The organism is Corynebacterium sp. HMSC11D10 (assembly GCF_001806995.1).
In the GTDB taxonomy this organism is placed as follows: Bacteria; Actinomycetota; Actinomycetes; order Mycobacteriales; family Mycobacteriaceae; genus Corynebacterium; species Corynebacterium coyleae.
This window is the reverse complement of record NZ_KV787053.1, coordinates 122,974-144,924: the sequence shown is the minus strand read 5'-3', so window position 1 is coordinate 144,924 and position 21,951 is coordinate 122,974. Positions and strand designations below refer to the sequence as shown.

The window sequence follows — 21,951 nt, the reverse complement described above, 5'->3', positions numbered from 1 at the left end:
AATTGCTACGCCAGCTCGACGATCTCCATGTACTCGTCACTCCACATGTCCTCATCGCCCTCTGGCATGATGATGACGCGCTCAGGCTCCAACGCCCGCACCGCCCCTGGATCGTGCGTGACCAGCACCACCGCGCCCGTATAGGTTTTCAGCGCGTCGAGGACCTGTTCGCGGGATTGTGGGTCGAGGTTGTTAGTAGGCTCGTCGAGAAGCAACCCGTTCGCGCGCGACGATACAAGCGTCGCCAGCGCCAAACGGGTCTTTTCACCGCCGGAGAGCGTACCTGCTGGCTGATCGAGCTTGTCGCCGGAGAACATAAAGGCACCCAGGAGACCACGCAGGTCCTGCTGACCAGCGTCGGGGCAAGCCTCGATCGTGTTTTCCCACACCGACTTCGAGCCATCGATCGTGTCGTGCTCCTGCGCGAAGTACCCGATCTTGAGCCCATGGCCGGATACGACGCCACCCTCCCCGTCGGTGCGCTCCACCCCGGCGAGCAGCTTGAGCAACGTGGTCTTACCCGCACCATTCGTGCCGAGGACAACCACCCGGGATCCCTTGTCCACCGCAAGGTCGACGCCCGCGAAGACTTCGAGCGAACCGTACATCTTTGTCAACCCCTTGCCGAAGAGCGGGGTCTTGCCACACGGCGCCGGCTCCGGGAAGGAGATGGAGGCGACCTTGTCGGCGACGCGGACCTCATCGAGCTCGCCCATCATGCGCTCGGCACGCGCCAGCATCTGCTTCGCGGCGGCCGCCTTAGTGGCTTTCGCACCGAGCTTGGCGGCCTGCTTCTGCAGGGCCGAGGCCTTCTTCTCCGCGTTGGCGCGCTCGCGGCGCCGCCGGGCCTCGTCGAGGGCGCGTGCGTCCTTGTACTTGGAAAAGCCCATGTTGTACACGTCGGCCTCCGCGCGGACGGCGTCGAGGAACCAGACCTTGTTGCAGACAGCGTCGAGAAGCTCGACGTCGTGCGAGATCATGATCAACCCGCCCTCGTGCTTGGACAGGAAGTTACGCAGCCAAGTGATGGAGTCGGCATCGAGGTGGTTGGTGGGCTCGTCGAGAAGCAGTGTCGTCTTCGATTTACCCGAGCCCTGCCGGGAAGCAAACAAGATTTGGGCCAGTTCGACGCGGCGACGCTGGCCACCCGAAAGCGTCTTGAGCTTCTGATCAAGCACCCGCGCCGGCAGCCCCAAATTGTCACAGATCTGCGCAGCCTCAGCGTTGGCCTCGTAACCGCCAAGAGCCTGGTAGCGCTCCTCCAGGCGAGAGAACTTCGCAATCGCCTTGTCGCGCTCCGTCCCGTCGGTCTCCTCCATGATCTTCTGCTGCTTCGCCATGGAGCGTTGAATCTGATCAAGCCCACGGGCCGAAAGCACACGGTCCCGAGCGGTCTGCTCGATGTCGCCTTCCTTGGAGTCCTGCGGAAGGTAGCCGATCTCGCCCGCCCGGGTCACCGAGCCGCCGTATGGTTCGGTCTCCCCCGCCAGGATGCGCATCGTCGTTGTCTTACCGGCACCATTGCGGCCGACGAGTCCGATGCGGTCGCCGGGTTGGACGCGGAGGTGCTGGCCTGGTGCGTCGAGAAGCGTGCGCGCGCCGACGCGGACCTCGAGATCATTGGTGACAATCACGGGTTGCTACCTTACAAGCCCGGTCAAACCACGAAAAAGAATCTGTAAAACCGCTTGACGCAGCCTGTGCATCAATTCATAATCTTCTTTACGTGTCGTCGGCACGTCTTGTTCTCCTTTTCGAGAGGTTTCCATGAAGAAGACCCCCCCTTTCCGCGCTCGCGCTGAGCGTGGCCATGTCTACCACGCTGGTTGTCACACCTGCTGAAGCTCAGCCGGCAGCGCCGAATTTCCAACAGATCCAGAAGCAGATTGACGCCACTACCCGCAACGCGCTCATGAATCTGTGGGGCCCCTACGAGCAGCTGATTCGTACCTTCCCGCAGCTCAAGCCGGTCCTCGATCCGCTGGTCGCACAGTTCCTCCCTCCCCGGAAGCCTGTCGCAGGACCGAGGACCACCGCAAATTCTCTCTTCAACGCGATCAATGCGGGCGTCGATACCTACAACCGGGCGCACCCAGTGCCAACAGTGGGCGCGTTTTCCCGTCCGAGTACAATGAAGCGCAGCCCGCAGCTGGACGCAATGGCACAGCGAATAGCGAATGAGGCTGTCAACGGCAACACAAATATCAACGGATTAATCGAAAACTACCGGACGCCTGCACCATTCGAATTCCACGCCGCAATCTGGGAGACGAGCGACAAACCCCACAGCGAAATGGAAGACAAGCTGCGCGCCGGCAATGAAGAGTACTTCAATCCCGGAGGCTACCACTGGCACTACGCAGGCACCGCGGTGGCTGAGCGTAATGGCAAGTATGCCTTCATCGTCGTATACGGCGGCAAGTCCGAGTACGGTATTGAGGACCTCTAAGACATAGCCTCAACGCAGAATGAAGCTCCCGCGTACCTTTTCTACGGTACGGCGGAGCTTCTGACTTTTGTAGGTCTCTACACAGCAAACCCGAGCGCGCGCAACTGCTCGCGTCCCTCTTCCGTGATGAACTGCGGGCCCCACGGCGGCATCCAGACCCAGTTGAGCTCGAGCTCGTCGACGGCAGTGTTCGAAACCACGGCTGAGGTGGCCTGCTCCTCGATCACGTCGGTGAGCGGGCACGCCGGCGAGGTGAGCGTCATGTTGAGCACCGCGACGGTCTTGCCCTCGCGCTCCTCGATCCACAGGTCGTAGACCAGACCGAGGTCAACAACGTTGATACCCAGCTCCGGGTCGATGACATCGTGGAGGTACTCCTCTACTTCACCGACCAACTTGAGTTGCTCTTCGGTTTGCTGTGGTCGCTCGGACTGCTTGTTCGATTCGGTCACAGTTACTCCTTTTCTTCCAATGCATCCGACGTTGCCGCCTGGAATGCCTTCCAGCCGAGCAGCGCGCACTTGACGCGGGCCGGAAACTTCGACACACCCGAGAAGGCGACTCCGTCGCCGATCATCTCCGCGTCGCCTTCAACGGTGCCGCGGGAGGTGATCATCTCGTCGAAAGCTTCGAGCTTCTTCATTGCCTCGGCGACCGGCAGGCCGATGACCTCCTCGGCCATCACTGAGGTCGAAGCCTGGGAGATGGAACACCCCACTGCTTCGTAGGAAACGTCCTCGACGGTGGAGCCGTCTTCGGACAGGTGCACGCGCAGGGTCAGCTCGTCGCCGCAGGACGGGTTGACGTGGTGCACCTCCGCCTCATAAGGCTCGCGAAGCCCGGCGTGCTGCGGGTTTTTGTAATGGTCCAGGATGACTTCCTGGTACATGGATTCGAGGTTCATCGTGCGAAAAACTCCTTCGCCTTGGCAATAGAGGCCACCAGCGTGTCTACCTCGTCAAGCGTGTTGTACAGGTAGAAGCTGGCCCGCGAGGTCGACTGCAGATTGAGGCCGCGGTGCGCTGGCCACGCACAGTGGTGGCCGGTGCGGATCGCAACGCCTTCAGAGTCGAGCACCTGGCCCAAGTCGTGGGGGTGAACACCTTCGACCGTGAAGGCAATCGCACCCCCTCGGTTCTCTGCGGTCAACGGCCCGGCGATGCGCAGGCCGTCGATCGCCTGCATCTGCTCCAAGGCGTAGGCGGTGAGCTCATGCTCGTGGGCTTGGATCTCGTCCATGCCGATCTCGGTGAGGAAGCGCACTGCCTCGCCGAGCCCGACAACCTGCGAGGTCATTTGGGTCCCCGCCTCGAAGCGCTGCGGGGCGGGAGCGAAGGTGGATTCCTCCATGCGCACGACCTCGATCATGGATCCACCGGTCAAGAACGGCGGCAGCTCGTTGAGGTGCTTGGAGTACACCGCGCCCACACCACTGGGGCCGCACATCTTGTGCCCGGAGAAGGCAGCGAAGTCAACGTCCAAGGCGTGGAAATCGACCGGCATGTGCGGCACGGATTGGCAAGCGTCGAGCACGGTGAGAGCCCCGACAGCCTTTGCGCGGCGCACCATCTCCTCGACATCTGCAACCGCACCGGTGACGTTTGACTGGTGGGTAAAGGCGACCACCTTGACGGAGTTGTCGAGCTCGAGCGAGTCGAGGTCGATGCGCCCGTCCGGGGTCATCTTGTACCACTTCAACGTCGCGCCTGTGCGACGGGCGAGCTCCTGCCATGGCACCAGGTTCGCGTGGTGCTCAAGCTCGGTGATCACGATCGTGTCCTCGGGCCCGACCGCGAGCGAGCCCGCCCGCGAGTCACCCAGGACGTACGCAACCAAGTTCAGGGCTTCGGTGGCGTTTTTGGTGAACGCGATCTCGTCGTTACGCGCGCCTACGAACGCCGCGATCGCCTCGCGGGCTGATTCGTAGGCGTCGGTCGCCTCCTCTGCGAGAAGGTATGAACCGCGGTGCACGGGAGCGTTGTAGCCGAGCACGAAGTCGCGCTCAGCGTCCCACACCCGCTGCGGGCGTTGCGACGTCGCCCCCGAATCCAGGTACACCAACGGCTTTCCGCCGCGCACGGTGCGCCCCAGGATCGGGAACTCTTGCCGGATTGCAGATACGTCGAGCGTCATTAGATGAACTTCTCGTAGCCTTCGGCCTCTAGCTGATCAGCGAGGGAAGCATCGCCGGTCTTGACGATCTTGCCGTCCGCGAAGACGTGGATGAAGTCCGGCTTGACGTAGTTCAGGATGCGCTTGTAGTGCGTAATCATGAGCACTCCACCACCGGTTTCGTCCTGGTAGCGGTTGATGCCCTCAGAGACGATGCGAAGCGCGTCGACGTCAAGGCCGGAGTCGGTCTCGTCCATAACGGCGAACTTCGGCTTCATCAGGGAAAGCTGCATGACCTCGTGGCGCTTCTTCTCGCCACCGGAGAAGCCTTCGTTGACGGAACGCTCGGAGAAGGAAGCATCCATCTGGAGTGCCTCGCGGGCGGCGTTGAGCTCGGAAACCCACTCGCGCAGCTTCGGAGCCTCACCGCGCACTGCGGTGACAGCGGAGCGCATGAAGTTCGAGGAGGACACGCCTGGTACCTCGACCGGGTACTGCATGGCGAGGAAGAGGCCTGCGCGTGCGCGCTCGTCGATATCCATCTCCAGGATGTTCTCGCCGTCGAGGAGAACCTCGCCTTCGGTCACCTCGTACTTCGGGTGGCCGGCCAAGGTGTAGGCAAGGGTGGACTTGCCAGAGCCGTTGGGGCCCATGATGGCGTGGGTTTCGCCGCCCTTAATGGTCAGGTTGACGCCCTTGAGGATCGGCGTCGGCTCCTGGCCTTCCTCGGACGGAAGGACGTTGGCGTGCAGGTTCTTAATTTCGAGGGTGGACATAGAAGCTCCTTTTAGTTTTCGTTGCGCTCGAGTTCGCCGGCGACGCGGGCGATGAGGTCTTCACGGACCGACTCGATTGGGATCTGGTTGAGGACCTCGTTAAAGAAGCCACGGATGATCAGACGGGTGGCGTCTTCCTCGCGGATACCGCGGGAGCGCAGGTAGAACAGCTGGTCGTCGTCGAAGCGGCCGACGGTTGCTGCGTGGCCTGCACCAGCGATTTCGCCGGTTTCGATTTCCAGGTTCGGGATCGCGTCGGCGCGTGCACCGTCGGTAAGCACCAGGTTGCGGTTGGTTTCGTAGGTGTCAGTGCCTTGCGCTTCGGCGCGGATGAGCACGTCGCCGACCCAGCAGGTGCGTGCCTCGGGCAAGCCGGAAGCCTTGTCGCCTTGGAGGGCGCCCTTGTAGAGCACGTTGGAGCGGCAGTTCGGTACACCGTGATCGACGAGCAGGCGGTTTTCGATGTACTGGCCAGCGTCGGCGAAGTACACGCCGGTCAGTTCGGCGTCGCCGCCCGGTGCTTCGAAGGACACGCGTGGGGAGATTCGCACGACCTCGCCGCCGAAGGTGGCGACATGGTGGCGCAGGGTTGCATCTCGCTTGACGACGATCGCCTGCTGGCCAACGTGCACCGCATCAAGATCCCAATTGGCGTCGATGACGGCGTTCACACGGGAGCCCTCGCCGATGACCCAGTTGACGTTGTCGGCGTGAGTGCCGGAGCCCTCGTAGCGCACCAGCACGGTTGCGCCGGAGTTTGCGCCGGTCTCGACAACGATGGTGCCAAACGTCGTGACGTCTGCGCCTGCACCGGTCACAGTGATGGTGATTGTGTCGTTGAGCTCGACGTTTGCTGGCACCGATACCAGGGTGGCGTTTTCGGAGGAGGTCCACGCCTGGGCGGCGATGCGGTCGACGGGGGCTCCGGCGGCGGTCACGCGGTCGTCGTCAAGCGCAACTTGCTCAACGGTGACCTCAGACGGAGCGTCAACTGTGATCTGGGCGGGAGCCTGCGGCGCGAACTGGCCGTTGTGCAGGCCGCGCAGGCGACGTAGGGAGACGAAGCGCCAGACCTCGTCGCGGCCGCCTGGGACCTCGAAATCCTCGACATTGAAGGAGGAGTACAGGTCGCCCTTGTTGTTGTGTGTGGTGGCGTTCTTGACGGTTTCAGCCATTTAGCCCACCGATCCTTCCATTTGCAGCTCGATGAGACGGTTCAGCTCGAGGGCGTACTCCATTGGCAGCTCCTTGGCGATCGGCTCGACGAAGCCGCGCACGATCATTGCCATCGCCTCTTCCTCGGCAATGCCGCGGGACATGAGGTAGAACAGCTGATCTTCGGAGACCTTGGACACCTTCGCCTCGTGGCCGAGCGTGACGCGGTCGTTGCGGATGTCGTTGTATGGGTATGTATCCGAGCGGGAAATGTTGTCAACCAACAGCGCGTCACATTCCACGTTAGATGCGGAGTCGTGCGCGTTGGCGTTGACCTGGACCAAGCCACGGTATGCGGCACGGCCACCGCCGCGGGCGACGGACTTGGACACGATCGACGACGACGTGTGCGGAGCCATGTGCGTCATCTTCGCACCGGTGTCCTGGAACTGGCCCTCACCTGCGAAGGCGACGGAGAGCACCTCGCCACGGGCGTGCTCACCGGTCATCCAGACGGCCGGGTACTTCATGGTCACCTTGGATCCGATGTTGCCATCGACCCACTCCATGGTCGCGCCCTCTTCAGCCTTGGCACGCTTGGTGACCAGGTTGTAGACGTTGTTCGACCAGTTCTGAATGGTGGTGTAGCGGCAGCGGCCGCCCTTCTTCACGATGATTTCCACCACCGCGGAGTGCAGGGAGTCCGACTTGTAGATCGGGGCGGTGCAGCCCTCGACGTAGTGCACGTACGCGTCCTCGTCGACAATGATCAACGTGCGCTCGAACTGGCCCATGTTCTCGGTGTTGATGCGGAAGTAGGCCTGCAGCGGGATGTCCACGTGGACCCCCGGCGGGACGTAGATGAAGGAGCCACCAGACCACACTGCGGTGTTCAGCGCGGAGAACTTGTTGTCGCCGGCCGGAATGACGGAGCCGAAGTACTCCTTGAATAGGTCCTCGTGCTCACGCAGCGCGGTGTCAGTATCGACGAAGATGACGCCCTTTTCCTCCAGGTCCTCGCGGATCTGGTGGTAGACAACCTCGGACTCGTACTGTGCTGCAACGCCTGCAACGAGGCGCTGCTTCTCTGCCTCGGGGATGCCCAGCTTGTCGTAGGTGTTCTTGATGTCCTCCGGCAGATCTTCCCAGGAGGTCGCCTGCTTCTCGGTGGAGCGGACGTAGTACTTGATGTTGTCAAAGTCGATGCCGGAGAGGTCTGCGCCCCAGGTCGGCATCGGCTTCTTTTCAAAGATCTCGAGCGCCTTGAGACGCTGGTTCAGCATCCATTCCGGCTCTTCCTTGATGCCGGAAATGTCGCGGACAACTTCCTCGTTGAGGCCGCGTCGCGCGGATGCGCCGGCAACGTCGGAGTCGTGCCAGCCGTAGTTGTAAGCGCCGATGGACTCGATGATCTCGTCGTCGTTCATCGGCTTTTCAAGACCTGGCGTTGGCTTCGCTTCAGTCATTGTCAGCCGCTCCTTTCGTTTCGTTTCCCGCCTTTGGGGCGAGAGGGATGTTAGTCGTGCAGATGCCGTGTCCGTCCACGATAAGGGCTAACGGTTGCACGTGCGTATCGACGATGCGCGCAATGGCCTCGTGTTCCGCCTCGCACAATTCTGGATGCTCAGCCGCTACCGCGGAGACTGGACAGTGGTGTTGGCACAGTTGGATACCTGCTGGCGTACGCCTGACGGTGGGCTCGTATCCGTGGGCTTCGAGCGCGGCAGCAACAGCTTGCACTGCTGCTTCCGGGTCGTCACTGTCAGCACCAGTCTGGACATCTGCGAAGATGCGTTCGGCCCTCCTGCGAGCGAATTCACGCACCGCTTCCTCGCCGCCGATAGATTCGATCACATCAACGGCCTCAAGTGCGATGGTGTCGTAGCTCGTACCGAACTCTTCCCTGCCCTTGACGGTGAGCTGGAAGTGCTTTGCCGGACGGCCGCGGGATGCCTGATCCCCTGCTACCGCACGCGGCGGGCAGGTTTCTGCCATCCCTTCTTCAACGAGTTTGTCCAGATGGCGTCGTACGCCGGCGGGCGAAAGTCCAAGCTCGGTGCCGATTTCGGCCGCCGCAACGGGCCCTTGTTTGAGCAGGATAGACATCACCTGCGAACGGGTTGTTCCGTTCGCGCGGTATGCAGTGTCTTTCTCTGCCACCATGCAACCCCTTTCCTTGGCTCTCTGCTCGCCTTTACACAACACTAGTGTGTCGTAATTATTCCCGCCGAAGCGGGTCTCCTTGGCGTGGCGTGCACCAAGTAAGCTCTAGCGACGTGACTGCCCAGCCTCCCCGCTCGCCGAGATTGCCGCGTCTGCGGCGCCCTGGTCGTGCGGTCCTTGCGGAGTTTCCCCACATGGGGCGGCCCGGTTCGCGTTCCTCGGAACTGCACAATCCGTCGCCCGGGTTTGATGGTGGTTCGTCCATTCCACAACCGTCTTACCGGGAGCGGGACCGGTTTTTCATTTTGCGCTGGCTCGGAGCCCTGGGCGCGTGTCTCATCGCGCTAGGTGGTTTAGGTGGCGGGGCGCTCCCAGTCGTCGATAATCCGTGGTTCGCCTTCCCCTTTGGGGCCACCATGAGCCGAATGATGCTGGCTTCTAACGCCATCGTGCTCATCGGCGTGGGCATGCTTGTCGCGTCATGGCTGATTATGGCGCCGTTTGTCGGTGCAGGTGGGCACGCACCACGCATCGGAGCACCGGCGCTGCAGCGCACGTTCGTCGCATGGGTGCTGCCATTAATGTTGACCGCGCCCCTGTTCACTCAGGACATTTATTCTTATTTGGCTAACGGCGCGATTGTGCGCATGGGCCTTGACCCGTACGCCGCCGGGCCAGTAGAGATCCTCGGCGTCGACCACCCACTGGCCAGGTCCGTGCCGTTCATTTGGGCGCACTCTCCAAGCCCGTACGGGCCGGTTGCACTCGGCATCGCGGCGTTAATTTCCATTGCTACCGCCGATGCAGTGTTTTGGGGGGTCTTCCTGCACCGTGTGCTTTCTGTCGCGGGATTGCTCGCAGCATCGTGGGGGTTGCGTGCCCTTGCGCAACGGTGTGGCGTCAACGCCTCGGCTGCGCTGTGGCTCGGCCTGCTCAACCCACTGACCATCCTGCACCTGGTCGGAGGTATTCACAACGAGGCGTTACTGGTCGGCTTCGTCCTCGTCGGCCTCGAGCTCGGGCTCAGAGCAGTCGATCCGATCCGAACTGGCGATGCAACCTTCCGTACTTGGATCATCCTGATAGCATCGGGCGCCCTCCTCTCCTGTGCGGGGTTGGTGAAGGTGACCGGGTTCATCCCGCTGGGGTTTATTGGCATGGCGCTCGCGCGCAGTTTTCACCTCAGGGGAGTCTCTACGGTGCGCTCCATTGCGCGGGCAGTCGCCGTGCAAACGCTTATTTTCTTAGCGACGATCACACTCGTCTCCCTCGGTACCGGCATCGGGTTCGGGTGGGTGACGGGACAGGGCGGTGCTGCGTCGATACGCAGTTGGCTCTCGCTGACCACCGACATCGGCGTCATCAGTGGATTCATTGGGATGCTGCTGGGACTTGGCGATCAGACCGAGGCGATACTCGTCATGACGCGTGGCGCAGGGCTCGCCGTCGCGGCGGCGTTCGCGGTGCGAATGTTGTGGGCAACGTTTAAAGGCACGATCCACCCCGTTGGCGGGCTCGGCGTATCCATGCTGGTGCTCGTGATCCTGTTCCCGGTGGTGCACCCCTGGTATCCGCTCTGGGCGATCTTGCCGCTAGCGGCCTGGGCGAACCGGTTCTTTTTCCGGGTGATTGTGGCGTCTTATAGCGCGGTTTTTAGCTTCCTCGTGCTCCCGCGCGGGCTGGCACTGCCGCCGTTTGCTGTGGTGACAATCTACGGGTCAGCTGCTGTTGCGTTCGCTGCGTTAGTGCTTGTTGCCTGGTTGGGTTTCCGGTACTGGCGGGGCCGCGGGCTAGACTGATCGGCCATGAGTGATCTTGCTCTTGAAGTCGACAATGTCGTCAAGGAGTACGGCGAAAAGCGGGCTGTCGACGGACTGACGTTTACCGCGCGCCGTGGTGAACTTTTGGCACTGCTCGGCCCGAATGGTGCCGGCAAAACGACGACGATTGAGATGTGCGAGGGGTTTACCAAACCAACCTCCGGGTCTATCCGGGTGCTTGGCATCGACCCTGTCACGCAACCGCAGAAGGTCCGTGACCGCATCGGCATCATGCTGCAAGGGGGCGGATCCTATGCGTCGTTAAAGGTTCGCGAGATCCTGCAGCTCGCTGCGCGGTACAACACCAATCCTCACGACCCGGACTGGCTTATAGAGCTGCTCGGGCTCGAAGGCGTAGCGAAGACCACGTACCGCCGCCTGTCGGGTGGCCAACAGCAGCGACTGTCGCTCGCGCTCGCGATGATTGGTCGCCCGGAACTCATCTTCCTCGACGAACCCACCGCGGGCATGGATGCCCAGTCGCGCCTCGCAGTATGGGACATCATCCAGGCGATGAAGCGTGACGGCACCACTGTGCTCCTTACCACCCACTTGATGGACGAAGCGGAAACGCTCGCCGACGACGTTGCGATCATTGACCATGGCAAACTCGTCGTCCAAGGCTCCCCAGCGGAGTTGACCAGTCATGAGGAGTACCCGGTTGTTGCTGTCCGCACGGACCGTGAGCTCGATGTGCACCTGCTTAACGACGAACTCCGAGCGCTCGGCATTACCGCCGAGGCAGTCAGCCCTCGGCGCTACCGGATTCTTGGCGCCGGTTCCCCGGCCGTCATCGAAGCGCTTGCGCGAAGTGCTGCCCAGCAAAACGTGCTGATCCGGGATTTGTCGGTGTCGCACCGCGACCTTGAGGACGTCTTTTTGGATATCACCGGACGAGAGTTGAGGAGCTAACGCAATGACCACGCAAGCCCAGACCACCGACCGAGCTCTTACCCCTGGTATTTTCACGCCGAACCCGCAACGTGCATCACTTGCACAGATGGCACTGGCACAAGGCCGCGTTGAAGCAAGGCTGATGCTGCGCCACGGCGAGCAGCTCCTCGTCAACCTCATCATCCCTGCTGCGGTGCTCATCGCAGCCACGCACATGCCGATGTTTGGCGACGACACCGACTTCAACGCACTCGTTCCGATGGTGTTTGCTGTTGCTGCTACCTCGGCTGGCTTTACGGGCCAGGCGATTGCCCTTGCGTTTGATCGTCGATACGGAGCGCTCAAGCGCGTGGGCGCCTCGGGCGTGCCACCATGGACCATCGTCGCCGGGAAAATCTTCGGTGTTCTCGCCACCGTTTTGGTACAGATCGTCGTCCTCGGCGCAATTGCCCTGTACCTGGGCTGGCGAGTTTCGGTCGCAGGCGCTGGATTCGGCCTGATTACCCTGCTGTTCGGCGTGGCGGCGTTTACCGCCATGGGACTACTGATGGGCGGCACGTTGCGCTCCGAGCTAGTCCTTGCGCTGGCAAACCTGATCTGGATTGCGTTCATGGGCATCGTTGGATGGGTGGTCTATTCCGGGGACCTTTCTAGTGCCGGTGTATGGAATGCTGTGCCCACGGTCGCGCTAGCCGGTGCTTTGGAAGATGCTGTTGACCTGCGTTTTAACGTGTCGGCTTGGGTCTCGCTCGCAGTATGGACTGTCCTAGCGATCATCGGGGCGGTGCGCCTGTTCCGCTTTGACGACTAACCGCGATACACTCAAGCCGTTATTCATCCGAAAGTTGGAGAAGTTTTGTCGACCGCCACTGCCCAACCAAAGTCCCAAAGCCGGTTCAAAGAGGCCTGGGAAGATCCCTCGCTTCACCTGCAGCGTGTTCTCAGCATGGTGCTGCTCATCTGCCAAGGTGGCATTACGGTCACCGGCTCGCTTGTCCGCGTGACCGGTTCCGGTCTCGGTTGCGACACCTGGCCGCTGTGCCACGAGGGCTCACTCGTGCCGGTTGCGGGCGCTGCACCTTGGATTCACCAGACAATCGAGTTTGGTAACCGCCTGCTCGCCTTCGTCGTCGCCGCTGCCGCAGTCCTTGTCCTAATTGCGGTATACAAAGCGAAGCGCAGCGACGCAATCAAGACGATGGCTTGGGTTTCCTTCCTCGGCGTTGTTGTCCAGGCCATCATCGGCGGCATTTCAGTACGCCTCGACCTGCAATGGTGGTCCGTCGCGGTGCACTTCCTGCCGTCGATGCTGCTCGTGTGGGTTGCGGCAGTGCTCTACATGCGCATCGCAGAAACCGATGCGGCCGAGCTGACGCGCCGCTTCCCCGCACATGCTCAGACCTGGACCGTCATCGCCGCCGTCGCGCTCTGCTTTGTCCTCGTTACCGGCACTATGGTTACCGGCTCGGGTCCACACTCGGGTGATTCCGGTGTTGGCATGGAAGGTCGTCTCGACCTCGACACCCGGATGCTCGCCTATGTCCACGCCATCTGCATGTACGTCTACCTCATCGCAACCTTCGTCGTCGCTTTCATCTTGCGCCGCTCTGATGCCCCCGCAGACGCAAAACGAACCGTCTGGGTGCTCATTGCATTGATTTTTGTGCAGTGGGCCATCGGCGTCATCCAGTTCAGGATGGGTGTTCCACGCTGGACAATCCCAGTCCACATCGGCATGTCATCAACGGTCGTGGCATTTAGTGCATTCCTTTTCGCACACGGAAAGCGTCGTTTGCCTACGCTAGTGTGACATGAAGGCAATTCTTGTTACCAAACATGGCGGCCCGGAGGTACTCGAATACACCGAGATCGCCGATCCCGTTCCAGGCGAGGGGCAATTGCTTGTCGACGTCGACTATGCCGGCGTCAACTACATAGACACGTACTTCCGCTCCGGAACGTACGCCTCTGAGCCTCCCTACATCCCCGGCACCGAAGGTTGCGGGCGAGTGGTCGACGACCCATTGGGGGAAATCGCGCCGGGTACGCTCGTCGCTTGGCACGACGCTCCAGGGTCCTACGCAGAGAAGGTTGCCGTCGACCGCAACCGTCTCGTCGCAGTGCCGGAAGGCGTGCAGCCCGAGGTTGCGGCATCCATGCTTCTACAGGGGATGACCTCGCACTACCTTCTCCACGGTGTTCGAGATACCAGGCCGGGAGACACCATGGTCATCACTGCTGGCGCCGGTGGCGTCGGCCTTATCCTGACCCAGATGGCTGCGGCGCTCGAAACCACGGTTTATTCGATTGTTTCTAGTGACGAGAAAGAGGATCTCGCGTACAAAGCCGGAGCGACCAAGGTGTTCCGATACGGAGACAAGGGCTCCGCTCTCGCAGAGGAAATCAAGGAAGCCAACGGTGGCAAGGGCGTCAACGTGGTCTACGACGGCGTTGGCAGGAACACTTTCCAGTTTGCCCTTGAGGTCACAGGTCCGCGTGGCCTCGTGTGCTCCTTCGGTTCCGCGTCGGGCGACGTGGAGCCGTTCAAGATTCAAGAGTTGAACCAGCACGGAGCACTGTTCCTCACCCGCCCCTCGCTGAAGCACTACGTTGCCACAGACGAGGGGTTCCTCATGCGCGCACAGGCAGTTGTCCGTGCGATCGAGGACGGCACCGTCAGGATGCGCGTCCACCCGCCGTATGAGCTCAAGAACGCCCGCAAAGCCCATGAGGATCTGCAGGCGCGTAAGACCACAGGTTCTGTGGTGCTCAAGATCGAGCGGGATTAATCGAGCGGGATTAGAAGAGCAGTTCTCCTATAGTCTCCCAGCCAAGCACGGCGTCAAAGGACAGACCGAGGAACAGGGCCGCGAGGTAGTTGTTCGACAAGATGAACAGCTTTAGCGGCTTGACCTTCTCGCCACGGACGATGCCGTTGTGCAGCTTGGTCGCCATGACGAGGAATGCGACACCGGATACCACGGCAATCACGAGGTAAATCCACGACGCAGCCGGCACGAGGCCAAACGAGACAATGACGGTCAGCCAGGAGTACAGCACGATCTGACGGCTGGTTTCTTCTGGCGAGGCCACCACCGGCAGCATCGGCACATTCGCACGCGCGTAGTCTTCCCTGTACTTCATTGCTAGCGCCCAGGTGTGCGGTGGCGTCCAGAAGAAGATGATCAGGAACATCACGATGGCCTGCCACCAGTGGTCTGGCGTTCCGTCGGTGACGTTGTCGCGGATCACGGCCCAACCGACGAGCACCGGCATGCAGCCAGCCGCGCCGCCCCAAATCACGTTTTGCCACGTGCGGCGCTTGAGCCACTTCGTGTAGACGAAGATGTAGAACGCGTTGGTCAAGATGATGAAGAACGCCGCCAACCAGGACTTACAGAGCAAACCAAGCCACAGCACACTGATGATCAGCAGTGCCCATGCAAAGACGGCGGCCTTTTGCTTGGTGATCTTGTGACGGACCAGCGGGCGGGCGCGCGTACGCCCCATCTTCTGGTCGATGTCGTAGTCGGCCACCATGTTGAACGTGTTTGCGGCGCCGGCACCCATCCAGCCTCCGAGGAGAGTTGCGAAGACGAGCCAAACGTGAACGTCGCCGCGGTCAGCCTGGAGCATCGCCGGGATTGCGGCGACCAGGAGTAGTTCAATGACCCTCGGCTTCGTCAACGCGAAATATGCCTTAATGGTCTCCAACAACTCTCTCCTTTTTATTCTTCAGGTGGCGCAGGGCACTCATACCTTTGGACGATGGTAGCCGTTCCCCCACTGTAGGCACGAATCGAACACGCCATAAGGGTCACGCAGTATGCTCTTGGGAGACCTCATCAGACTCAACTTAAGCGAGGAATGAAGTGACGCTGCCACCCGAGCTGCAAGCCATGACTGTCCGCAACTACCCGTCGGATTGGACCGATACTGACACCCGCGCGGTTGATACCGCCCGCGTGCTGGCGGCCGACGCGGTGGAGAACTGCGGGTCCGGACACCCGGGTACGGCGATGTCCCTGGCGCCGCTCGCCTACACCCTGTTCCAGCGTGTGATGAATGTTGACCCGTCCGACAAGGATTGGGTTGGCCGCGACCGCTTCGTGTTGTCCAACGGCCACTCGTCGTTAACCCAGTACGTGCAGCTCTACCTCGGTGGTTTCGGCCTCGAGCTGCAGGACTTGAAGGATCTGCGCACCTGGGGTGCAAAGACGCCGGGGCACCCGGAGTACAACCACACGGACCATGTGGAGATCACTACGGGTCCACTCGGCCAGGGCCTTGCCTCCGCTGTGGGCATGGCAATGGCTTCTCGACGAGAGCGCGGCCTCTTCGACCCTGAGACGCCTGCTGGCGAGTCCCCGTTCGATCACTACATCTATGTCATCGCTGGCGACGGCTGCCTCCAAGAAGGCGTCACCGCAGAGGCATCTTCGCTTGCAGGTACCCAGCAGCTGGGCAACCTCATCTTGTTCTGGGACGACAACCGGATCTCCATTGAGGACGACACCCAAATCGCGTTCACCGAAGACGTGATGAAGCGTTACGAGGCCTACGGTTGGCAGACGCTGACCGTCGAGTCGGGCGAGGATGTCGTGGCAATCGAAGCAGCCGTCGCAGAGGCGAAGGCCGAGACCACGAAGCCGACCATTATCCGTGTGAAGACCGTCATCGGCTACCCGGCCCCGAACCTGATGAACACTGGTGCTATCCACGGCGCAGCTCTCGGCGCGGACGAGGTAGCTGCGGTGAAGGCTGAACTCGGCTTCGATACCGACGTTCACTTCCCTGAGGAAGCCGACGTGATCAACCACACCCGCAAGCTGCGTGAGCGCGCAGCCGAAAAGCGTGCCCAGTGGGATGAGAAGTTCAACGCCTGGGCTGCGGCAAACCCGGAACGCAAGGCGCTGCTGGATCGCCTCACTGCCCGTGAGCTGCCTGCGGATTGGAAGAAGGACTTCCCCACTTGGGAACCGGATGCCAAGGGCCTAGCTACCCGAAAGGCTTCTGAAGCTGCGATCCAGGCTGCGGCCGCTATGCTGCCTGAGCTCTGGGGCGGTTCTGCGGATCTTGCTGGTTCCAACAACACCCTCATTAAGGGCGAGCCGTCGTTCGGTCCTGAGTCGATCTCTACGGAGATGTTCACGGCGAACCCGTACGGCCGCAACCTCCACTTCGGTATTCGTGAGCACGCGATGGGCGCTGTCATGAACGGCATTGCCTTGCACGGTGGTACTCGCGTATACGGTGGCACCTTCCTCATCTTCTCTGAATACCTCTACCCCGCCATCCGCGTTGCCGCACTGTCCGGCATCGATGGCTACTACGTGTTTACGCACGACTCGATCGGCCTTGGCGAGGACGGCCCAACTCACCAGCCGGTGGAGACTCTGGCTGCGCTGCGCGCTATCCCGGACGTTGCAGTGATTCGTCCGGCAGATGCGAACGAGACTTCTGCTGCGTGGATCGCGGCACTCGAGGCGAAGGAACAGCCGAAGGCCCTGGCCCTGTCGCGCCAGAACCTGCCGGTGCTCGAGGGCACCAAGGAGAAGGCGTTCGACGGTGTCGCCCGCGGCGCTTACGTCCTGGTTGAGAGTTCGAAGGAGACTCCGGACCTGATCATCATGGCGACCGGCTCCGAGGTGCAGTACGCGGTTGAGGCCGCCAAGGTGCTCGAGGAAGATGGCACCGCAACGCGTGTGGTTTCCGTGCCGTCCATTGATTGGTTCATGGAACAGGACGAAGACTACATCGACGCTGTTTTGCCTCGCGAGGTCAAGGCCCGTGTGTCTGTCGAGGCAGCAACCTCCATGCCGTGGTTCCGCTTCCTCGGCGAGTTCGGCCGCGCTGTGTCGCTGGAGCACTTCGGTGCTTCTGCCCCGGGCGCGGAGCTCTTCGAACGCTTTGGTTTCACCACCGACAACGTTGTCCGCGTCGCCCGCGAGACTCTTGCATGCGTGCGAGATAACCGCAGCGTGCCAACGAGCCAGCGTGTCGGCGAAACTGAGTCCGAACCAACCCGCGGCGACGGAAAGTAGGAGTGCATGACTGCTATCGACGATCTGTACAACGTAGGCACGTCAACGTGGCTGGATGATCTGTCGCGTGAACGCATTGCTACCGGCAACCTTGCTGAAGTGAAGGCATCGAAATCGATTGTCGGCGTAACCACTAACCCGGCGATCTTCGCTGCGGCGATGAGCTCGGGCACACACTACGACGAGCAACTCGCCGAGTTGAAGGCTGCTGGATCTGCTGCTGATGCAGCGGTTTACGCAATGAGCGTCAAGGACGTTCAAGATGCGTGCGACCTGTTCCGCGATACGTTCGAGGCAACGGGTGGCAAGGACGGTCGCGTGTCCATTGAAGTCGATCCTCGCTACGCAGCCGACGAGGCAAAGACCATCGAACAGGCAAAGGAGCTCTGGAACCAGGTCGACCGGGAGAACTTGATGATCAAGATTCCCGCGACCGACGAGTCGCTTCCGGCCGTCACCGCCGCCCTCGCTGAAGGCATTTCGGTCAATGTGACGCTGATCTTCTCGGTAGAGCGCTACCAGCAGGTCATCGACGCGTACAAGGAAGGCATCCGTCAGGCTGCCGCGAACGGCCACGATGTCAGCACTATCCATTCGGTGGCATCGTTCTTCGTATCCCGTATGGATAGCGAGGTGGACAAGCGCCTCGAGGTCATCGGCACCGACGAGGCTCTCGCGCTTCGTGGCAAGGCAGGCATTGCGAACGCCCGCTTGGCGTATGCACTGTTCCAAAAGGAGTTCGAGGCGGAGCTCATCGACGAACTGCCTAACGGCGCGAACAAGCAGCGTCCGCTCTGGGCGTCAACGGGTGTGAAGAACCCTGAGTACCCTGCGACGATGTACGTCACGGAGCTGGCCGGACCGGATACTGTAAACACGATGCCGGAGAAGACTCTTGACGCGGCGCTCGCGGATGGCGGTGTGCACGGCGACACGCTCACCGGCACCGAAGCTGTCTCCCGCGAGGTGTTTGCGGCGCTGCGTGAGGTTGGCATTGACGTTGAGGATGTCGTCGCCACGCTAGAGCGCGAAGGCGTAGAGAAGTTTGTGGACGCGTGGCAGGAGCTGCTCGATTCGATGACAGCTAAACTCGCCTAATGTGACTAACCCACTCCGTTCCCCTGAGGACAAGCGGCTGCCCAAGATCGCCGGACCTTCCGGCATGGTTATCTTCGGTGTGACCGGCGATCTGGCCCGCAAAAAGCTTCTTCCCGCGATCTATGATCTAGCGAATCGCGGTCTGCTCCCCGGCGGGTTCACGCTCGTCGGCTACGGGCGGAGGGACTGGACACAGGCTGATTTTCAGGCCTATGTCCGTGAAGCAATCGATGCGGGCGCGCGCACTAGCTTTCACGAGAATGTGTGGCAGCGCCTCGCTGAAGGTCTTCAGTTTGTCAAGGGCAACTTTGATGACGACGACGCCTTCGACGCCCTTGCGGCCACGTTGAAACGCAGCGACGCGGAACGCGGCACTGCTGGCAACTGGGCGTACTACCTGTCGGTACCTCCCGATTTTTTCGCGGATGTGATCCACCAACTTGATCGCAGTGGTATGGCCCACGCAGGTGAAGGCGAGTGGCGGCGCGTGATCATCGAGAAGCCATTTGGGCACAACGCGCAGTCAGCACACCAGCTCAACGAGGTGGTAGGCGCCGTGTTCGACGAGCGCTCCGTGTTCCGCATCGACCATTATCTGGGCAAAGAAACCGTCCAAAATATTTTGGCCCTGCGCTTTTCTAACCAGCTCTTCGAGCCCGTGTGGAACTCGCACTACATCGACCATGTGCAGATCACCATGGCCGAGGACATCGGCCTCGGTGGTCGGGCGAGCTACTACGACGGCATCGGCGCAGCGCGCGATGTTATCCAGAACCACCTGATTCAGCTGCTCGCGTTGGTTGCCATGGAGGAGCCGACATCGTTCTCGCCACGGCAGCTGCGCGCGGAGAAGCTTAAGGTGCTTCGAGCCACCACCGCTGTCGGTCCGTTCTCTGAGACGACGGCACGTGGCCAGTACACCGCGGGTTGGCAGGGCTCTGAACGCGTCGTAGGGCTGCGGGAGGAAGACGGATTCGATCCGAATTCGACAACTGAGACGTACGCAGCATGCACGCTAGAAATCGCGTCGCGACGTTGGGCTGGTGTGCCGTTTTATCTGCGCACCGGCAAGCGCCTAGGCCGACGGGTGACCGAAATCGCGCTTGTCTTCAAACAACCCCCGTACCAGCCGTTTACAGAAGGCCAGACGGATTTGCTGACCAACAACGCAGTGGTCATCCGCGTCCAGCCCGACGAAGGTGTTCTCATGCGCTTCGGTTCGAAGGTCCCTGGTGCGGGTATGGAGCTTCGGGACGTGAACATGGATTTCCACTACTCGGAGGCGTTCACGGAACAGTCCCCAGAGGCGTACGAGCGTCTCATCCTTGATGCGCTGCTTGACGAGTCCAGCCTGTTCCCCACCAACGCCGAGGTGGAGCGCAGTTGGCAGATTCTGGATCCGGTGTTGGACTACTGGGCGGAACATGGCGCCCCTGAAGACTATGAGGCAGGCACCTGGGGTCCTGCGTCCGCTGATGAGATGCTTGCCCGCGAGGGCCGGGCGTGGCGTCGTCCGTAACGGAGCAGAAAGGGTTCGACGTATGATCATCGATCTTCCTAACACCACCACGAAACTGATTGAGACGTCACTCGCACGCGTGCGCGAGAGCCATTCGCTAGCTACCGGTCGCGTCCTGACGCTTTTGGTTGCGGTAGATGAAGACAGCGAGCTTCTCGACGACACCTTGTCCACCCTCCGGGACGCCTCTTTCGAGCACCCAGCACGTGTACTCGTGCTGGTCTCCGGCGACCCGGCTAAGGAATCGCGTCTCGACGCCCAAGTGATGGTTGCGTCTAACGCAGGCGCCTCCGAGGTCGTCGTCATGCATCTGCGCGGGGAATTGACGCAGCACCTCGGTGCCGTGGTGACACCCCTTCTGCTTCCCGACACCCCCGTCGTCTCATATTGGCCAGGCGCTGCTCCAAAACGGCCCGCCGAAGATCAGTTGGGACACATTGCGCAACGTCGCATTACCAACATTCGTGGTGCGAGCCGCGATGGATCGCTCGCGGAGTTGGCGGCAGGCTATACGCCCGGCGATTCCGATATGTTGTGGTCTCAAATCACTCCCTGGAGGGGAATTCTCGCTTCGGCGCTTGACCGGTTCCCTGAGCACACAATCACGGGTGCAGAGGTCGCCGGTGCTCCTGGAGACCCCAGCGTGGATCTTGCGGCCGGCTGGCTCGCTGACAGCCTCGATGTGGAGGTAACACGTTGCGATGAGCATATCTCCGGCTTCCCCATCGCCCACACCATCATCCACACTGACGGCGGCGATGTTGAAGTCGTTGCTGAGGGTGAGTACACGGTACGCATTTCGGTACCAGACATGGCTGACTCGCGCGTCGCAATGGGTGAGCGCACTGACGCCGAATGTCTTGCCGAAGAACTTCGCCACCTCGGTCCCGATGCCATCTACGGCAACGCTTTGAACGGCTTAGGAAAGGTACGACACGCATGATTTACCCGAATCTCGAGGCTCTTATCGACGACACCGCCGCCGACGTTGCGGCCGTCATCCGCGACGCTCAGCGCTCAGGCGACGGCCGCGCTCGAGTGGTACTGACCGGCGGAACTGCGGGCATCGCTCTCCTGCGACGTCTGCGCACCGAAGCGATCGACTGGGCAAACGTAGACGTGTTTTTCGGCGATGAACGCAACGTACCGGTAGACCACCCCGAGTCCAACGAGGGCCAGGCCCGGGAGGCGTTGCTTGACCATGTCGACATACCCGAAGCGAACATCCACGGCTACGGGTTGGACGGTGGGCCCATGGATGCCGCGGTAGCGCGTTATGAAGCAGCCTTAGCGGAGTTTGCGCCGGATGGCTTCGACCTCCACTTGCTCGGTATGGGCGGCGAGGGTCACATCAACTCGCTGTTCCCTCACACCAGCGCCGTGCGCGAACATGATGCCATGGTCGTCACGGTTACTGACTCCCCCAAGCCACCAGCCGAGCGGGCGACCCTGACCCTGCCTGCGGTCCAGTCAGCCGACCGTGTGTGGTTGCTCGTTTCCGGCGCAGAGAAAGCCGAGGCTGCCTCCCACGCAGGTGACGGTGTTACGGCAGCTCAGGATTGGCCGGTCGCCGGCGCAGTTGGGCGTAAAGAAACGGTCCTGCGCATCACCGAGGATGCAGCAGGACCGTTGAACTAATTCGCTGTTAGGACGCGAACGTCTGGATCAGATTCAGACCGATGATGCAGGCGATCCAGATGATCGCCATCAGCACGGTCACGCGGTCCAGGTTGCGCTCCACGGTGGTGGAGCCGGACAGGTTCGCCTGAACACCGCCACCGAAGAGGCTGGACAGACCGCCGCCCTTGCCTTTGTGCAGCAAGACGAACACGGTCATGAGGATCGCCGAAATCACCAGCACGATCTCGAGAGCAAGAGCCATCTGCGATACCTTTCCAAATCACATTGGTGCAAACTCTGT

At 61.3% G+C, this 21,951-nt stretch carries 21 protein-coding genes; 11 read left to right on the top strand and 10 right to left on the bottom strand.

The features are described 5' to 3' along the window. Positions 1 to 5 precede the first annotated feature (5 nt). Positions 6 to 1,634: an ABC-F family ATP-binding cassette domain-containing protein gene (locus HMPREF3120_RS06360; RefSeq protein ID WP_070451443.1), complete on the bottom strand. Its 1,629-nt coding sequence runs from the start codon at positions 1,632 to 1,634 to the stop codon at positions 6 to 8. A 176-nt stretch (positions 1,635 to 1,810) separates the two neighbouring features. On the opposite strand from HMPREF3120_RS06360, the gene HMPREF3120_RS06355 reads away from it, so the two are divergent. Continuing rightward, positions 1,811 to 2,449, top strand: coding sequence for a hypothetical protein (locus HMPREF3120_RS06355; protein WP_070451441.1), 639 nt, complete (start codon positions 1,811 to 1,813; stop codon positions 2,447 to 2,449). Positions 2,450 to 2,526: 77 nt separating this feature from the next. Here the strand turns inward: HMPREF3120_RS06355 and HMPREF3120_RS06350 are convergent, their stop codons facing one another. The 7 genes from HMPREF3120_RS06350 to HMPREF3120_RS06320 are packed head-to-tail and all read right to left on the bottom strand — an operon-like array spanning position 2,527 to position 8,655. Then, positions 2,527 to 2,901, bottom strand: coding sequence for a metal-sulfur cluster assembly factor (locus HMPREF3120_RS06350; RefSeq protein ID WP_083284807.1), 375 nt, complete (start codon positions 2,899 to 2,901; stop codon positions 2,527 to 2,529). Positions 2,902 to 2,903: 2 nt separating this feature from the next. Beyond that, the gene (gene sufU, locus HMPREF3120_RS06345; protein WP_070451439.1) at positions 2,904 to 3,353 is read right to left on the bottom strand and encodes a Fe-S cluster assembly sulfur transfer protein SufU; all 450 of its coding nucleotides are present in this window, start codon (positions 3,351 to 3,353) and stop codon (positions 2,904 to 2,906) included. Further along, positions 3,350 to 4,582, bottom strand: coding sequence for a cysteine desulfurase (locus tag HMPREF3120_RS06340; protein ID WP_070451437.1), 1,233 nt, complete (start codon positions 4,580 to 4,582; stop codon positions 3,350 to 3,352). Before HMPREF3120_RS06340 ends, sufU begins: the two co-directional genes overlap by 4 nt. Next, positions 4,582 to 5,337, bottom strand: a complete 756-nt coding sequence (sufC, locus tag HMPREF3120_RS06335; protein ID WP_070451435.1) for a Fe-S cluster assembly ATPase SufC — start codon at positions 5,335 to 5,337, stop codon at positions 4,582 to 4,584. The genes HMPREF3120_RS06340 and sufC overlap by 1 nt, the downstream gene beginning before the upstream one ends. Positions 5,338 to 5,348: 11 nt before the next feature. After that, the gene (gene sufD / locus HMPREF3120_RS06330) at positions 5,349 to 6,512 is read right to left on the bottom strand and encodes a Fe-S cluster assembly protein SufD (RefSeq protein WP_070451433.1); all 1,164 of its coding nucleotides are present in this window, start codon (positions 6,510 to 6,512) and stop codon (positions 5,349 to 5,351) included. After that, entirely contained in the window at positions 6,513 to 7,958 is a 1,446-nt protein-coding gene (sufB, locus tag HMPREF3120_RS06325) for a Fe-S cluster assembly protein SufB (protein WP_070451432.1), read from the bottom strand. Then, positions 7,951 to 8,655, bottom strand: coding sequence for a helix-turn-helix transcriptional regulator (locus HMPREF3120_RS06320; RefSeq protein ID WP_070423137.1), 705 nt, complete (start codon positions 8,653 to 8,655; stop codon positions 7,951 to 7,953). The genes sufB and HMPREF3120_RS06320 overlap by 8 nt, the downstream gene beginning before the upstream one ends. A gap of 194 nt (positions 8,656 to 8,849) precedes the next feature. Between HMPREF3120_RS06320 and mptB the strand changes: the two genes are divergently transcribed. Genes mptB through HMPREF3120_RS06295 form a run of 5 tightly spaced genes read left to right on the top strand, consistent with a single transcriptional unit; the run spans position 8,850 to position 14,158 of the window. After that, positions 8,850 to 10,454 carry a polyprenol phosphomannose-dependent alpha 1,6 mannosyltransferase MptB gene (gene mptB / locus HMPREF3120_RS06315; RefSeq protein WP_070451430.1) on the top strand — a complete coding sequence of 535 codons (1,605 nt, stop codon included), beginning with the start codon at positions 8,850 to 8,852 and terminating at the stop codon, positions 10,452 to 10,454. 6 nt (positions 10,455 to 10,460) lie between these two features. Continuing rightward, positions 10,461 to 11,387: an ABC transporter ATP-binding protein gene (locus HMPREF3120_RS06310; protein ID WP_070451428.1), complete on the top strand. Its 927-nt coding sequence runs from the start codon at positions 10,461 to 10,463 to the stop codon at positions 11,385 to 11,387. A 4-nt stretch (positions 11,388 to 11,391) separates the two neighbouring features. Then, positions 11,392 to 12,180 carry an ABC transporter permease gene (locus HMPREF3120_RS06305; RefSeq protein ID WP_070451426.1) on the top strand — a complete coding sequence of 263 codons (789 nt, stop codon included), beginning with the start codon at positions 11,392 to 11,394 and terminating at the stop codon, positions 12,178 to 12,180. Between the two features lie 45 nt (positions 12,181 to 12,225). Beyond that, complete coding sequence (locus tag HMPREF3120_RS06300; protein ID WP_070451424.1) at positions 12,226 to 13,179, top strand: COX15/CtaA family protein; 954 nt, start codon at positions 12,226 to 12,228, stop codon at positions 13,177 to 13,179. Position 13,180: 1 nt separating this feature from the next. Continuing rightward, positions 13,181 to 14,158, top strand: coding sequence for a quinone oxidoreductase family protein (locus HMPREF3120_RS06295; protein ID WP_070451422.1), 978 nt, complete (start codon positions 13,181 to 13,183; stop codon positions 14,156 to 14,158). 10 nt (positions 14,159 to 14,168) lie between these two features. Here the strand turns inward: HMPREF3120_RS06295 and HMPREF3120_RS06290 are convergent, their stop codons facing one another. After that, positions 14,169 to 15,086: a heme o synthase gene (locus HMPREF3120_RS06290; RefSeq protein ID WP_305764019.1), complete on the bottom strand. Its 918-nt coding sequence runs from the start codon at positions 15,084 to 15,086 to the stop codon at positions 14,169 to 14,171. A gap of 155 nt (positions 15,087 to 15,241) precedes the next feature. On the opposite strand from HMPREF3120_RS06290, the gene tkt reads away from it, so the two are divergent. From tkt to pgl, 5 genes are read left to right on the top strand one after another with little or no spacing between them, the layout of a single operon-like run. Next, a complete protein-coding gene (tkt, locus tag HMPREF3120_RS06285; protein WP_371441195.1) occupies positions 15,242 to 17,413 on the top strand; it encodes a transketolase in 2,172 nt (723 codons plus the stop codon). 6 nt (positions 17,414 to 17,419) lie between these two features. Beyond that, on the top strand, positions 17,420 to 18,511 hold the full coding sequence (gene tal, locus HMPREF3120_RS06280) for a transaldolase (RefSeq protein ID WP_070451418.1): 1,092 nt from the start codon (positions 17,420 to 17,422) through the stop codon (positions 18,509 to 18,511). A 1-nt stretch (position 18,512) separates the two neighbouring features. Then, positions 18,513 to 20,030: a glucose-6-phosphate dehydrogenase gene (gene zwf / locus HMPREF3120_RS06275; protein ID WP_070423129.1), complete on the top strand. Its 1,518-nt coding sequence runs from the start codon at positions 18,513 to 18,515 to the stop codon at positions 20,028 to 20,030. A 22-nt stretch (positions 20,031 to 20,052) separates the two neighbouring features. Further along, positions 20,053 to 20,973, top strand: a complete 921-nt coding sequence (locus HMPREF3120_RS06270; RefSeq protein ID WP_070451416.1) for a glucose-6-phosphate dehydrogenase assembly protein OpcA — start codon at positions 20,053 to 20,055, stop codon at positions 20,971 to 20,973. After that, positions 20,970 to 21,668 (top strand): 6-phosphogluconolactonase, encoded by a 699-nt coding sequence (pgl, locus tag HMPREF3120_RS06265; RefSeq protein ID WP_070423127.1) that lies wholly within the window; start codon positions 20,970 to 20,972, stop codon positions 21,666 to 21,668. The genes HMPREF3120_RS06270 and pgl overlap by 4 nt, the downstream gene beginning before the upstream one ends. A gap of 7 nt (positions 21,669 to 21,675) precedes the next feature. Here pgl and secG read toward each other — a convergent pair whose 3' ends face one another. Next, positions 21,676 to 21,912: a preprotein translocase subunit SecG gene (gene secG / locus HMPREF3120_RS06260; protein WP_070423126.1), complete on the bottom strand. Its 237-nt coding sequence runs from the start codon at positions 21,910 to 21,912 to the stop codon at positions 21,676 to 21,678. Positions 21,913 to 21,951: the final 39 nt, after the last annotated feature.